Raw genomic sequence first — 13,569 nt, forward strand, 5'->3', positions numbered from 1 at the left:
GAAAGCACATGCCCGACGGGCGCCCCAACATCGTCTTCATCATCACCGACCAGCAGCGCTTCGACACGATCGCGGCGCTCGGCCACGAGCACGCCCTCACCCCGAACCTCGACCGTCTCGTCCACGAGGGGACCGCCTTCACCCACACCTACGTCACGGCACCCTCCTGCGCCCCCTCCAGGGCGAGCCTGTTCACGGGCCTCTACCCGCACAGCAACGGCGTGCTCAAGAACAACGACCCGTGGAGCCACTCCTGGGTCGAGCTCCTCGCCGCCGACGGTTACCGGTGCGCCAACGTCGGCAAGATGCACACCTTCCCGTACGAGACGTCGATCGGCTTCCACGAGCGTCACGTCGTGGAGAACAAGGACCGGAGCAATCCGACCCTCCCGTTCTTCCTCGACCAGTGGGACAAGGCGTTCTGGGCCCGCGGGCTCGTCAAACCGGACCGGGCGACCAAGTACCGTGCCATGCCCGACTACCAGGACCGCCTCGGAGCCTACGTGTGGGAGGCGCCGGACGACCTGCACGCCGACAACTTCATCGGCGGCCTCGCGACGCTGTGGCTCGACCGCTACCCGGGCGAGGAGCCCTTCTTCCTCCAGGTCGGCTTCCCCGGGCCGCACCCGCCGTACGACCCCACGGAAGAGCACCTCGCGCGCTTCGACGACATCGAGATGCCGCTGCCGGTCAACTCGCAGGCGGACATGGACAGTCAGCCCCACGCGCTGAAGGATCTCAGGCGCGACAACCTGGAGGTCGACCACGACGGGATCGTCCACCTCGAGAACCCGACCGACGAGCAGGTGCTCCGCCAGCGAAAGCACTACATGGCGAACATCTCCATGATCGACGAACAGGTCGGCTTCCTCATCGAGGCACTCGAGCGGCGCGGAGCCCTCGACGACACGGTCATCATCTTCACCTCGGACCACGGCGACTGCCTCAACGACCACGGCCACATCCAGAAGTGGTCCATGTACGAACCCAGCGTGCGGGTCCCCGCGCTCGTGCGCGGCCCGGGCGTGGTGCCGGGGCAACTCGTGGACGGGCTCACCTCGATGATGGACCTCGGCCCGACGGTGCTTCAGCTCGCCGGTATCGAGCCGCCGGAGTGGATGGAGGCCGAGTCCCTGCTCCCCGCGCTCCACGGCGAGCCCTGGACGGGACGTGAGTACGCCTTCTCGGAGCACGCCAGGGACATGATCCTGCAGGCGACGGCCCTCATGACGATGGTGCGCGACGCCAACATGAAACTCGTCGAGTTCATCGACTCCGACGAGGGCCAGCTCTTCGACCTCGAAGCCGACCCGCGGGAGGAACACAACCTCTGGGACGACCCGGAGTTCGAGGCGCACCGGCGCCGCCTCTCCGGCGTCATCGCGCGCTGGCGCGGAACGAGCCAACTGCGCACCGCTCCGTGGAGCGAGCAGTTCCGCTGAGGCCACCGGCCGCCGCAACCGCTCCCGTACGGCGGACGAGCGGCTGCGTGGACGAGTCGGCGCAGCTCGCCCACTGGCGTCCGGGGCTCGCGGCCCGGTTGTCTACACGCGCTCCGGTGGACGCCAGTCGGCGATTCCGTCGAGTGCACGCAGCATGAGTTCGGGGGCCAGGCGGCCGACGACGGCGAACGCGGCGTTGCGCACGGCGCACGCGGGTGCGCTGGTGAGCGTCGTCGTCCGCGCGGCGCGTGCCGACTGCTGCACGATCCTGGTCGTGCGGGGTAGGCGCAGCCGGGTGTAGGAGGCCGGTGCGAGGGTGGTGTCTCCGGCGGGGTCGGCGAGTTGCCCGAGTACGACGGCGTCCTCGACGGCCTGGTTGCCGCCTTGACCGATGCTGGGGGTCATCGGGTGCGCGGCGTCGCCGAGCAGGACCACCCGGCCGTGGTGGTGGGCGGGAAGGGGCGTGGCGAGGTGGTGGACGTCGTTGCGCAGGACCGCTCTCTTCGGCAGCGTCTCGAGGAGTTGCGGCAAGGGCGGGTGCCAGGAGCAGAACAGGCGCCGCAGCTTCGCGAGTTCGTCGTCGTGGGCGTGGTGCGCGGCGGGTTGGGCGGCGGCCGCGTAGGCGTAGACCCGGCCGTCCGGGAGGGACTGGGTTCCCCACATCCGCCCGCGTCCCCAGGTCTCGTGCGGCTGGACTCCTCCCGGCGGGGCGTCGGTGAGGAAGCGCCAGGTGGTGAAACCCGCGTAGCGGAGGCCGGGGTGGGCGGGGAACAGGCTCCGCCGGGTCGCGGAGTGGATGCCGTCGGCGGCGACGACGAGGTCCGCTTCCAGGGATCGCGCACCGGCGGTCACGGTGGCGGGCCGTTCGGGACCGCCCGGATCGGCGAGTACCGCTTCGGCGCCGGTGCGCAGTTCCGCGCGGGCCGGCAGCCGGGAGCGGAGCAGGTCCACGAGGGCGGTACGGGTCAACAGGACGAGGGGGTCCCCGAAACGCGCGCTGGTCCGGTCCCCGGTGATCGGCACCAGCCATCGGCCCGACGGCGCGCGCAGGCCCCCACGTCCGGTCCAGGTGCGGAGGGCGCGTACGGCGTCTCCCAGCCCGATGACGTCCAGGGCTCGCAGCGCGTTGGGGGCCAGGGAGATGCCCGCGCCGACGGGTTCGAGTTCCGAGACCTGTTCGAGGACGGTGACCGACCAGCCGCGGTCGGCCAGGATCGCGGCCGCCGTCAGCCCGCCGATCCCGGCTCCGATCACCACGGCCCGTGGGGAGCCCGACCTCCGCGAACCTCCGTAGGGGATTCCCACCGTCACCTCCTCAGGACGCCCCACTCGTACGCATCCGCAACCGGGGTACGGCAAAGATCTGTTGCACGAGTTCCTGGTGTACGAGTCCGCTGCCGCACATGACGACCGCCGACGCGACAGACCGTATCGTCCCCGGCCGGGCGCGACCTCAAGCGGACCACACGGCCGTCCTCCCCCGGCGGAGAATGTCGGGTGACCACTCGTCCGGGGCAGGGGGCGGTTGGTAACGCTGGCCTGGAGGCGCGAAGCGGGGCTGTTCGTCGGCTCCGCTGTGTGGGCGGTGATAGTTGCAGTGGATGCCCCAGAGGGCGATCGCAGTTGATCGGGCGTGTTCGCCAGTAAACCCTCGGGCGCAGAGGAGTTCCTCGGCCAGGACGCGTTGACAGCGCTCGGCACCCGACCGGACACCATCACCCAACACACACGACCTGCTGCGGGCAGGAACGCACCTGGCGGCAGTGATCGAATTCGCCGCAGGGGCGGGACAAACGGTCCGTCACGTCGCACGAGCCGTGTCAATAACGTCCCGTCCCGCAACAGCCAGCCGCATTCTTTTCGTCATGGCCGACCGCGAAGAAAGGGTCCTGGTCGTCCAACTCGCCGAGAAAGGCTCACCGTGGCCCACCATGCTCCTCACTATGGTTTCCGCTGCCACACGTTTCGCGAAGCCCCGGCGAGGAGAATGTATGCACGAACAACCAAGCGATGCCGAGGACGACGTGGGCGGCGGATTCAGTGGCGAGCCGGAGCTGTCGCCGCAGCAACAGAAGCTTTCTGGTATCCCCGGCGATACGTCCCACTCCGCGAAGTGGAACATCTACCATGTGGCCTTGGTGGCCGCGCTGGGTGGACTACTGTACGGATATGACACCGGGGTCATTTCGGGAACCCTCGATCAGATCGCCCAGGATTTCGAGATCACGAATTCCTATGAGTTGTTCGGTGTCAGCATCCCCAACAACACCATCGAGCAGATGATCACCTCCTCGATTCTGCTCGGTGCCGTGATCGGCGCGCTCGCGGCAGGACCATACACTGTGCGGTTCGGGCGGCGGACCACGATCCTGACGGTCGCTGTGCTTTTCGCCGTCGGGGTGGTGCTTGCGGCATTGTCCCCCGAACCGCTCTCGCTCATCGGCAGTCGACTGCTGCTGGGTTTGGCGGTGGGTGGCAGCACCCAGACCATCCCTACCTACATCGCTGAACTTTCCCCTCCCGGTCGTCGCGGTGGTTTCGTCACCTTCTTCAATATGGCCATCGGCATCGGCATTCTGAGTGCGGCGATCGTGAACGCAGTATTCAGTGATGTCGCCTGGCACTGGAAGATCGTGGTAGCCGTCGTCCCCGCAGTCATTCTGATCATCGGCATCCTCACGCTGCCCGAGAGCCCACGCTGGCTCGTGCGGCATGAGCACATCGACTCCGCACGGAAAGTGCTGCGTTGGGTGCGACCCACTGGTCAGATCGCTGACAGCGAGGTGCGGGATATTCAGGAAGTCCTGCGCAGGGAGAGCGAGGCCGAGGAGGGCCCTTGGCGGGCGCTCGGCGAGAAGTGGCTGCGTCCGGCGCTGATCGCCGGAATCACGGTGGCGGTCTTCACTCAGATCACCGGACTTGAAATGATGATCTACTACACGCCGATCATCCTGACCGACGTGGGATTCGCTCCCTCGTTCTCGCTGGAGGCCAATGTCTACGTCGGCGTCGTGTACGTGGTGATGACGCTGGTCGGCAAACTGCTGGTGGACCGCATCGGCCGCCGGCGTCTGATGCTCATCATGCTGCCCGGCTCTGCGCTTTCGATCGCGCTGTTCGGCCTGCTCTTCATCGTCTCCGAGGACCAGCCCAACGGGTGGCTCGCGTTGGCGATGCTGCTGGCGTTCATGTTGTTCCAGACCGGGGGTATCCAGGTCGTCGGCTGGCTGATCGGCTCCGAGATGTATCCACTGCGGATTCGTCCCGCGGCCACCGGTGTGCACGCTGCGGCACTATGGGCGTCGAACCTCGTCGTCACTTCCAGCGCGCTCAGCCTGGTCAGTGCGCTTTCCCTGGGCGGGGCGATGCTGGTGTACGCCATGTTGAACGTTCTCGCCTGGGTCGTCATCTTCTTCCGCGTGCCGGAGACCAAGGGGCGTTCGCTGGAGGCCATCGAGCAGGACCTGAAGCGCGGCGTCTTCTTGCCGCGGACGAAGACCTCATGAGGAGGGTGGTGCGCATGGCGGTGTCGTCGTCGGGCGCGCGGGCAAAGACAGGTGGAGTAGGCGATGTCCTTGGGTTCCATGAGGCTCGCCGTGCCAGTAGCCGGTGGTGCGAGCCCTCTCGCCGCCAGGGCCTGATCGGGCTGCCGCCCGCCCATCAACCCGCCCCGCCGCACGTCAACACACGTCCGGCGGGGCCCCGTTGACCGCTACTCCGCCATGCTTCCCTTGACATCGGCGAGGACCGCGCGCGCCGCGAGCGGCCCGCCGGCGCTGTTCCAGGCGGAGCCCTCCACGACGACGACGTGGTCGTCGCGCACGGCGTCGAGGCGTGCGAAGTTGCGGATGTCCTTCGCCTCCTTCAGTGCCTTCTCGCCGGACGCCCGGTCGTCGAGGGTGCCGAAGAAGAGCCAGTCGCCGTCGATGGTGCGGAGCTTCTCCAGACTGACGGGCTCGCTGTGGCCCACGCTCTCGCCCTGCTGGTCCTCGGGGCGCTTCAGGCCGAGGGAGGCGAGCGTCGAGCCGACGTGGCCCTTGCCCTTGCCGACGACCGAGGGCGCCCCGTCCTGCCAGCGCACCACGCTCGTGACGGCCTCGGCGTTGTCCTTCAGCCCGTCCTCGGTCTCGCGTACGTCGGCGTCGAACTCTTCGAGCCACTTCTGGGCCTTCGCCTTGTCGCCGAGCGCGTCGGCCGTGGCGAGGAAGGACTTCTGCCAGTCCTCGTTGAGTTTCGCGGTGAGCACCGTGGGGGCGATCCGGCGGAGCTTGTCGGTGACGCGCTTGGAGCCGGTCGTCTCGTCGAGGAGGATCAGGTCGGGCTCGAGGACGGCGAGCTTCTCGAGGTCGGGCTCGGCGACGGTCGCGACGACCTTCGCCTTCCCCGCCTTCTTCGCCAGGTAGCTGGAGACGCCCTGTTGGCCTCGCCCCGCGGTGGCGCCGACGGGCTGGTGGCCGAGGGCGAGCGCCGCATCGAGGGTCGGCTCGCTGAGCGTGACGACCTTCTTCGGCTCTTCGGGTACCTCGGCCTTCTTCCCGTCGGCGCCTGTGACGGTGCGGGTGCCCGCGTCCGCGGCGGGCTTGGAGGACGAGGAGGACTCCTCGCCACCGCAGCCGGTGAGGACGGCGGCGCCCGCGAGGGCGGCGGCGACGGCGGCTCTGCGCGTACGGGAGGCGGTGAGGGACATGGGTGCTTGCTCCTGTGGAAGTAGCGGGTTCAGAGGGTGTGGAGGGCGGCGAGGCCGTCGGCGAGCGCACCGCTCCAACAGGTGTAGTCGTGGCCGCCGTTGAACTCGGTGAGCACGGTCGGGTAGCCGCGCGAGTCGAGGCGGGTGAAGAGTTCGCGCACCATGGTGGCCATCGCTCCCTCGTGCAGCCCGACGTCCAGGCGCACCCGCAGGCCCTCACGGAGGGGGAGTTCGGCGAACCGGCGGCTCATCCACTGCTCGCCGGTCTCCATCTTCGACGGGATGCCCGGCCCGATGTCGGGACGCCACCACAGCGAGGGGGACTGCGCGACGACGTTGCCGACGCGGTGGGTGCGCTGCTCCAGCCCGACGTGGAGCGCGCCCAGCCCGCCGAGGCTCTGCCCCGCGACGGTGGTGCGGCGCGGGTCGGCGCGGAGCGGCCAGCGGGCGGCGGCCCAGGGGAGCAACTCCTCGGTGAGGAAGTCGGTATAGGGCTGCCGACCGCCGAACTCCCGCATGCGCGTGGCGTTGTCGACGGCATCGGGGGCGAGGACGACGAGCGGGCGGACCGCGGCGTCGGCGTGCAGGTTGTCGAAGAGGTCCTCGGCGGCGAGCTGTCCGAACCACATGTCGCCGTCGAGGAGGAGGAGTACGTCGGCGCCGTCCGCGGGCTCTGCGGCGGTCGGGGGCAGGTAGGCCCATACGTCGCGGGTGGCGCCGAGCGCCTCGGAGCGCAGGCGGTGCCGCTGCACCTCGCCCCGCGGCACGCCGCCGCGCCGGCCGGCCCACGGCTGCCGAGGTGCCTCGGGGAGCGCGAAGACGGAGCCGGGCGGGCCGTGCCAACGGGTGGCGATCGTACGGGGGTTGAGCGGGTCGCCGACCGCCTCGGCGGCGAGCGAGCGGAGCCGGTCGTGCGTGGGCTCGGCCGCGTCCTCGGTGGCGGCGATGCGGTAGGAGCCCCGGTGGTCGGCGCGCAGCCGGTAGGTGAAGTGCCAGACGTCGGTGCCGTCGAGGTGCTCCATGAGCCCCGAGGTGTAGTCGCCGCGGTCGATGAGCCGGTTGGCGAGGAGCAGGACCGCGCCCGTGGTGTCGCCGCCGCGCCGGAGGAACGTGACGGCCCGGTGGTGCGGCTCGTTGGGGAGCGGCTCGATGAGCGGCGTGCCCGACGTGCGCACCTCGACCCAGAAGCGGTCGAGTGCGGCGGCGCGCGCGTCCGGGCCCGGCAGTTCGTCGAGGTCGCGCGCGAGACGCGCGACGCGGGGGCTGCGGGCGCGGCCCGGTGCCGCGGGGTGGCCGGCTCCCGGGCCGCGGGCGGGCTCGGGGGTGCCGTGGGGGACGGAGTCGGGGGGCGCGGTCGCCTGCGGAGGGTGGGCGGCGGTCATCGAGTTCTTCCCTGCGTCAGGGCGAGTTGGACGAGTCGGCCGACGGTCTCGGCGGGGCTGGGCATCGCGGCCATTTCGGCTGCGGTCTCCCGTGCGGCGTCGGCCAGGGCCTCGTCGGTGAGGAGTCGCTCGACGAGCGCGGGGGTGAGGTCGTCTTGGCCGTCGGGGACGAGCCCGCAGCCCCGGTGGCGTACCGCGGCGGCGTTGGCGGGGCGGTCGGCGCCCTCGCCGAGGACGATCTGCGGGAGCCCGGAGTCGAGCGCGGTGAGGGTGGTGCCCGCGCCGCCGTGGTGGACGACGGCGTCGGAGGCGTCGAGGAGCGCGCCGAGCGGAATCCAGTCGACGGTGCTGACGTTCTCGGGGAGTTCGCCGAGCGCGGCGACGTCGGCGCCCCCGAGCGCGAGGACGAACTCGGCGTCGGTGCGGCGGGCGGCCTCGACGACCCACGCCACGGGCGAGACACCGTCGACGGCGGGCCGTACGGTGCCGAGCGTCACGGCGACCCTCGGCCGCCGCCGCGGCGCGAAGAGCCAAGGGGGCAGCGCGGCCCCGCCGTTGTAGGGCACGTACCGCATCGACCAGCGGCGCGGCTCGTCGGTCGTGGTCATGCTGGGCGGCGCGACGTCGAGCCAGGCGGCGACCGGCTCGGGCCCGTCGAGGCCGTGGCGTTCGTAGCCCCCGGCGAGCGCGTCGTTCATCATCGCGACGTGGACCCCGGTGTGCCCGAACCCGACCGCGTGCAGCACGGAGGGCAACCCGAGGCGGGCGGCGACGAGTTGGCCGACGACGCCGTTGGGCGTGTGGACGACGAGGTCGGGCCGCCATTCCTGCGCGACCCGCACCATGCGGTCGGCCATCTCGTCGCTGAAGAAGGAGAATCCGCGGCCCTTGGCGGGGCGGCCTGCCTCGCCGGGCGAGGGCGGTCTTCCCTGCCGCTTCTTCTCCATCTCGGCGTAGCGAGCGTCGGGATCGAGGCCGGGGGCGCAGTCGGCCGCCAACAGCCCGGCTTCCGCGGTGCGTTGGACGGCGGCGCCGCACGTGCCGACGAGGACGTCGTGTCCGGCGGCCCGGAACGCCTGGGCGAGCGGAACCATCGGGTAGAGCAGCCCGAAGAACGGCGGTCCTGCCAACAGTACGCGCATGGTGGGTGTTTCCTCCTCGGCTGGGGACGGTCTGAGGCGTTCCGGAACGCCCGCGGGAGTTCCGGGAACCCTGTGCCCGAGGTCACGCCCCGCAGGTGGCATGTTCTACTTAGGTAAGCCTAAGCTAATCACGTGATTCCGAGGCCACCAACACCCGCCCCGTGGTTCCGCCGGCTCGCCGCGGCCTGCCTCCGGCACCGACGGCTGACCCTCGCCGTGGTCCTGAGTTCCGTGCTGGGCACGGGACTTGAGGCCGTCGGCCCGCTCGTCGCCAGGCTCGGCGTCAACGACGCGCTCGACGGCGAGACCCACCGGCTCCACCTGCTCGTCGCCGCGCTCGTCGGCCTCGCCGTGGTGCAGTTCGGCGCCGAGTACACCCGGCGCTTCGTCGGGGGGAAACTCGCCCTCGCCGTCCAACACCGACTGCGTACCCGGGTGTTCGCGTCGATCCAGCAGCTCGACGGGGCGGGGCAGGACACCCTGCGCACCGGGCAGGTCGTCTCCCGGACCAACAGCGACCTGCAACAGGTCCAGATCATGCTCGGCATGCTGCCGATCCCGATGGGCGTCGCGGCGCAGTTCCTCGTCGCGGTCGTCGCGATGGCCTGGTTGGCGCCGCTGCTGACGCTCGTCGCGCTCACCGTCGTCCCCGGACTCGCCTGCCTGACGGCCTGCACCCGCAAGCGGCTCGTGCCCGCGACGAAGGCGGCGCAGGCGCAGACGGCGCGTATCGCCGAGCGGGTCGAGGAGAACGTCACAGGCGTCCGCGTGGTGAAGGGGTTCGGCCAGGAGGAGCGGGAGACCGAGCGGCTCGCCGCCGCCGCGCGCCGGCTCTTCGGGCGCCGCCTGCAAGTGGTGCGGCTCCAAGCGGCCGCGACGGCTTCCATGTCGGCGCTGCCGCCGCTCGGCCAGGTCGCGGTGCTCGGGTTCGGCGGCTGGCTCGCGCTGCGGGGCGGCATCGACATCGGCACCTTCCTCGCCTTCGCCGCGTACCTCTCGCTCCTCGCCGGACCCGCCCGCCTGTTCGCCAACTTCGTGGTGACCGCGCAGCAGGGCCGCGCCTCCGCCGAACGCGTCTACGAACTCATCGACGCGGAGCCGCACATCACGGAGGCGCCCGCCGCCCGACCCGTACCCGCAGGTCCTGTGGGGCTCGCCTTCGAGGGGGTGCGCTTCGGCTACGCGCCGAGCGATCCGGTCCTCGACGGCCTCTCGCTGACGGTCGAGCCGGGCGAGACGGTCGCGCTGATCGGGCCCGCCGGCTCCGGCAAGTCGACCGTCTCGCTGCTGCTGCCGCGGTTCTACGACGTGCAGGCGGGGTCCGTCCGTGTGGGAGCCGCCGAAGACACCGTCGACGTGCGGGAGTTGCGGCTCGACTCGCTCCGGGAGACCGTCGGCGTCGTCTTCGAGGAGCCGTTCCTCTTCTCCGGCAGCGTCCGCGACAACATCGCCCACGGGCGCCCCGAGGCGACGGACGAGGAGGTGGAAGCGGCGGCGCGCGCGGCGGGCGCGCACGCCTTCGTCGCCGCACTGCCCGAGGGGTACGGGACCGAGGTCGGCGAGCGCGGCCTCACCCTCTCCGGCGGCCAGCGCCAACGCGTCGCGCTGGCACGGACGTTGCTGACCCGTCCGCGTGCGCTCGTCCTCGACGACGCCACCTCGGCCGTCGACGCCGAGACCGAGGCCGCGATGCACACCACCCTCGCCGAGGTCACCCGCGGGACGACCACGCTGCTCATCGCGCACCGCCGCGCCACCCTCGACCTCGCCGACCGCGTCGCGGTCCTCGACGAGGGACGCGTCGTCGACGTCGGCACCCTCGACGAACTCACCGCGCGCTGCGCCCTGTTCCGCGAGCTCACCGCGGGGCACAGCGGCTCGGTCGAGGAACGCGTCAACCCGGCCGACGCCCACGGCACCGAGGGCGTCACCCCGGAGCTGTGGCCCGTGACCGGGCCGGAAGCCGCAGACGAGCCCGCGGAGCCGCCGGCAGACCCCGCGCTCGACGAGGACGAACTCCGGCGCCCCCGACCGGACTTGCGCCTCGCCGGCCTGCTGCGCCCGGTACGCGCCGCGCTCCTCGCGGGGCTCGTTCTCGTCGTCCTCGACACGGCCGCGACGGTCTCCCTGCCCCTGTTCGTCCGCCACGGCCTCGACCACGGCGTCGCCGAGGGCGACGGAGCCACCCTGCGGAACGCGGCCCTGGCGGCGCTCGGCGTCGTCCTCGCAGGGTGGGTGCTGCTCCACACGCACACCCGCCTCACCCGCCGCGCGGGGGAACGGGTGCTGTACGGGCTGCGCATCCGCACCTTCGCCCAACTGCAGCGGCTCGGCATGGACTTCTACGAACGTGAGCGCAGCGGCCAGATCATGACCCGGATGGTCAACGACATCGAGGCGCTGTCGACCTTCCTCCAGTCGCACCTGCTCACCTCGCTGGCGGCGCTGGCGACGGTCGCGGGCGTCGCGGTGACGATGCTCGCCGTCGACCTGCCGCTGGCCCTCGCAGGACTCGCGCCGCTACCGCTCGTCGCGCTCGCCACCTTCGTCTTCTGGCGGCTCTCCTCCGCCGCCTACGCCGACGCGCGACGCCGCATCGGGGAGGTCAACTCCACGCTCCAGGAGAACGTTTCAGGGCTGCGCATAGCCCAGGCCGACAACCGGCAGAGGGACACGGCGGCCGAATTCGACAAGCTCTCGGACTCCTACCGCACCTCCCGGCTGCGCGCCCAGCGGTACGCCTCGGTCTACTTCCCGAGCATCAACGTCTGCGCCGAACTGGGGAAGGCGCTGGTCCTGTTCGTGGGCGGCACCTGGGTAGCCGAGGGCAGCCTCGACGCGGGGGTGCTCGTCGCCTTCATGCTCTACCTCGGCCTTCTCTTCTCCCCCATCCAGCAGCTCTCGCTCGCCTTCGACAGCTACCAGCAGGCCGCCGTGGGCCTGCGGCGAACGGTGGAACTCCTCCGGCTGCCCTCCTTGGTCCCCGACAAGCGCCCCGAAGAGGCCGCCCCGCTCCCCCGACGCCTCGCCGGCGCGGTGGAGTTGCGGCACGCCTCGCACCGCTACCCGGGCGCTCCGAGCCCCTCGCTCGACGGTGTGGACCTGCGCGTCGAGCCCGGCGAGACGCTCGCCCTCGTCGGGCGGACGGGCGCCGGCAAGTCCACCGTCGTCAAACTCCTGACCCGGTTCTACGACGTGGCCGAAGGCCAGGTCCTCGTCGACGGCGTCGACGTCCGCGCCTACCCGTCCTCCGCCTACCGGCGCCGCATCGGTTACGTGCCGCAGGAGGCCCATCTCTTCTCCGGCGATCTCGCCGACAACATCAGGTACGGCCGCCCGGAGGCGAGCGACGCCGACGTCGAGGCGGCCGCGAGGGAGACAGGTGCGCTCTCGGTGGTGGCCGCGCAGCCGTACGGCTTCCGGCAGCAGGTCGACGAGCGGGGCCGCAACTTCTCCACCGGGGAACGGCAGTTGCTCGCCCTCGCCCGCGCCCGGCTCACCGACCCGGGGCTGCTCCTCCTCGACGAGGCCACCTCGGCGCTCGACCCCGCGGCCGAGCGGTTCGCCGCGGAGGCGACCTCCGCTTCGACGGGCCCTGGGCGCACGACCGTGCTCGTCGCCCACCGGCTCGCCACCGCCGCACAGGCCGACCGCATCGCCGTCGTGGAGGACGGGCGGATCGCCGAACAGGGCACGCACGAGGCGCTGTTGGCGTCCGGGGGCGCCTACGCGCGGCTCTGGCGCCACCAGCACGGCGCCGACGACCTGACCGTCACCGTGCCCGCCCGACCGATCCCCGGGGCCGAAGCCCCGGAGGCACCCGCCACCGAGGGGAAGCTCCGATGAAGGCTCTCGTACTCGCCGGGGGCACGGGCTCGCGGCTGCGGCCCATCACCCACACCGCGGCGAAGCAGCTCGTGCCGGTCGCCAACAAGCCGGTGCTCTTCTACGGCATCGAGTCGCTCGTCGCCGCCGGCGTCACCGAGATCGGCATCGTCGTCGGCGACACCGCCGAGGAGATCCGCGCCGCCGTCGGCGACGGTGCGCGGTTCGGCGCCGAGGTCACCTATCTGCGCCAGGAGCGTCCCCTGGGCCTCGCGCACGCCGTCCTCGTCGCGCGGGAGTGGCTCGGCGACGACGACTTCGTGATGTATCTGGGCGACAACTTCGTCGTCGGCGGGATCAGCGGCCTCGTCGCCGACTTCCGGGAGCACCGGCCCGAGGCCGGCATCCTGCTCACCAAGGTGAGCGATCCGACGGTCTTCGGCGTCGCCGAACTCGCCGCGGACGGCGGAGTGTTGAGCCTCCAGGAGAAGCCGTCGCAGCCGCGCAGCGACCTCGCCCTCGTCGGCGTGTACCTCTTCACCCCCGCCGTGCACGAGGCGGTGCGCGCCATCGAACCTTCGGACCGCGGCGAGTTGGAGATCACCGACGCTCTGCAGTGGCTGCTCGACCACGACCACGCGGTGCAGGCGACCGTCGTCACCGGCTACTGGAAGGACACGGGCAACGTCCTCGACATGCTGGAGGTCAACCGCTCGGTGCTCGACACCCTCGACGGCACCGTCGCGGGGAGCGTCGACGCGGAGAGCCAACTCGTCGGCCGCGTACGGGTGGAGGAGGGGGCGAGGGTCGAGCGGTCGCGGATCGTCGGGCCCGCGGTCATCGGCGCCGGCAGCGTCGTACGCGACTCCTACATCGGCCCCTCGACCTCCGTCGCCGGCGGGTGCCTCATCGAAGGCAGCGAGGTGGAGTTCTCCATCGTCCTCGACGGCTGCCGCATCGACCGCGCAGGGCGCATCGAAGGATCGCTGCTGGGCCGCACCGTGCACGTCACGGGCGCCCCACGCGCGCCGCGCGCCCACCGCCTCGTCCTCGGCGACCACAGCCGCGTGCACCTCACGACCTGAACGGAC

The 13,569-nt window shown here is 71.3% G+C and carries 8 protein-coding genes; 4 read left to right on the plus strand and 4 right to left on the minus strand.

Annotated features, from left to right (window positions below; genetic code table 11):
• Positions 1-8: 8 nt before the first annotated feature.
• Positions 9-1,442, plus strand: a complete 1,434-nt coding sequence (locus tag UWG_RS0115305) for a sulfatase family protein (protein ID WP_016908098.1) — start codon at positions 9-11, stop codon at positions 1,440-1,442.
• Between the two features lie 102 nt (positions 1,443-1,544).
• Here UWG_RS0115305 and UWG_RS0115310 read toward each other — a convergent pair whose 3' ends face one another.
• Positions 1,545-2,699, minus strand: a complete 1,155-nt coding sequence (locus UWG_RS0115310; RefSeq protein WP_016908099.1) for an FAD-dependent monooxygenase — start codon at positions 2,697-2,699, stop codon at positions 1,545-1,547.
• Between the two features lie 734 nt (positions 2,700-3,433).
• Here UWG_RS0115310 and UWG_RS0115315 point away from each other — a divergent pair.
• On the plus strand, positions 3,434-4,948 hold the full coding sequence (locus UWG_RS0115315) for a sugar porter family MFS transporter (RefSeq protein ID WP_016908100.1): 1,515 nt from the start codon (positions 3,434-3,436) through the stop codon (positions 4,946-4,948).
• A gap of 206 nt (positions 4,949-5,154) precedes the next feature.
• On the opposite strand, the gene UWG_RS0115320 is transcribed toward UWG_RS0115315, so the two are convergent.
• Genes UWG_RS0115320 through UWG_RS0115330 form a run of 3 tightly spaced genes read right to left on the minus strand, consistent with a single transcriptional unit; the run spans position 5,155 to position 8,653 of the window.
• Positions 5,155-6,129 (minus strand): ABC transporter substrate-binding protein, encoded by a 975-nt coding sequence (locus UWG_RS0115320; RefSeq protein WP_016908101.1) that lies wholly within the window; start codon positions 6,127-6,129, stop codon positions 5,155-5,157.
• Between the two features lie 29 nt (positions 6,130-6,158).
• Positions 6,159-7,511 (minus strand): alpha/beta hydrolase, encoded by a 1,353-nt coding sequence (locus UWG_RS0115325; protein ID WP_016908102.1) that lies wholly within the window; start codon positions 7,509-7,511, stop codon positions 6,159-6,161.
• Positions 7,508-8,653 carry a nucleotide disphospho-sugar-binding domain-containing protein gene (locus tag UWG_RS0115330; RefSeq protein WP_016908103.1) on the minus strand — a complete coding sequence of 382 codons (1,146 nt, stop codon included), beginning with the start codon at positions 8,651-8,653 and terminating at the stop codon, positions 7,508-7,510. The genes UWG_RS0115325 and UWG_RS0115330 overlap by 4 nt, the downstream gene beginning before the upstream one ends.
• Before the next feature lie 132 nt (positions 8,654-8,785).
• Here UWG_RS0115330 and UWG_RS0115335 point away from each other — a divergent pair, with 132 nt between their 5' ends.
• On the plus strand, positions 8,786-12,499 hold the full coding sequence (locus tag UWG_RS0115335) for an ABC transporter ATP-binding protein (protein WP_157838559.1): 3,714 nt from the start codon (positions 8,786-8,788) through the stop codon (positions 12,497-12,499).
• The gene (locus UWG_RS0115340) at positions 12,496-13,563 is read left to right on the plus strand and encodes a glucose-1-phosphate thymidylyltransferase (protein WP_016908105.1); all 1,068 of its coding nucleotides are present in this window, start codon (positions 12,496-12,498) and stop codon (positions 13,561-13,563) included. The genes UWG_RS0115335 and UWG_RS0115340 overlap by 4 nt, the downstream gene beginning before the upstream one ends.
• The last annotated feature ends 6 nt before the right edge of the window (positions 13,564-13,569 follow it).

The organism is Streptomyces xiaopingdaonensis, from assembly GCF_000262345.1.
GTDB classification, from domain to species: Bacteria; Actinomycetota; Actinomycetes; order Streptomycetales; family Streptomycetaceae; genus Streptomyces; species Streptomyces xiaopingdaonensis.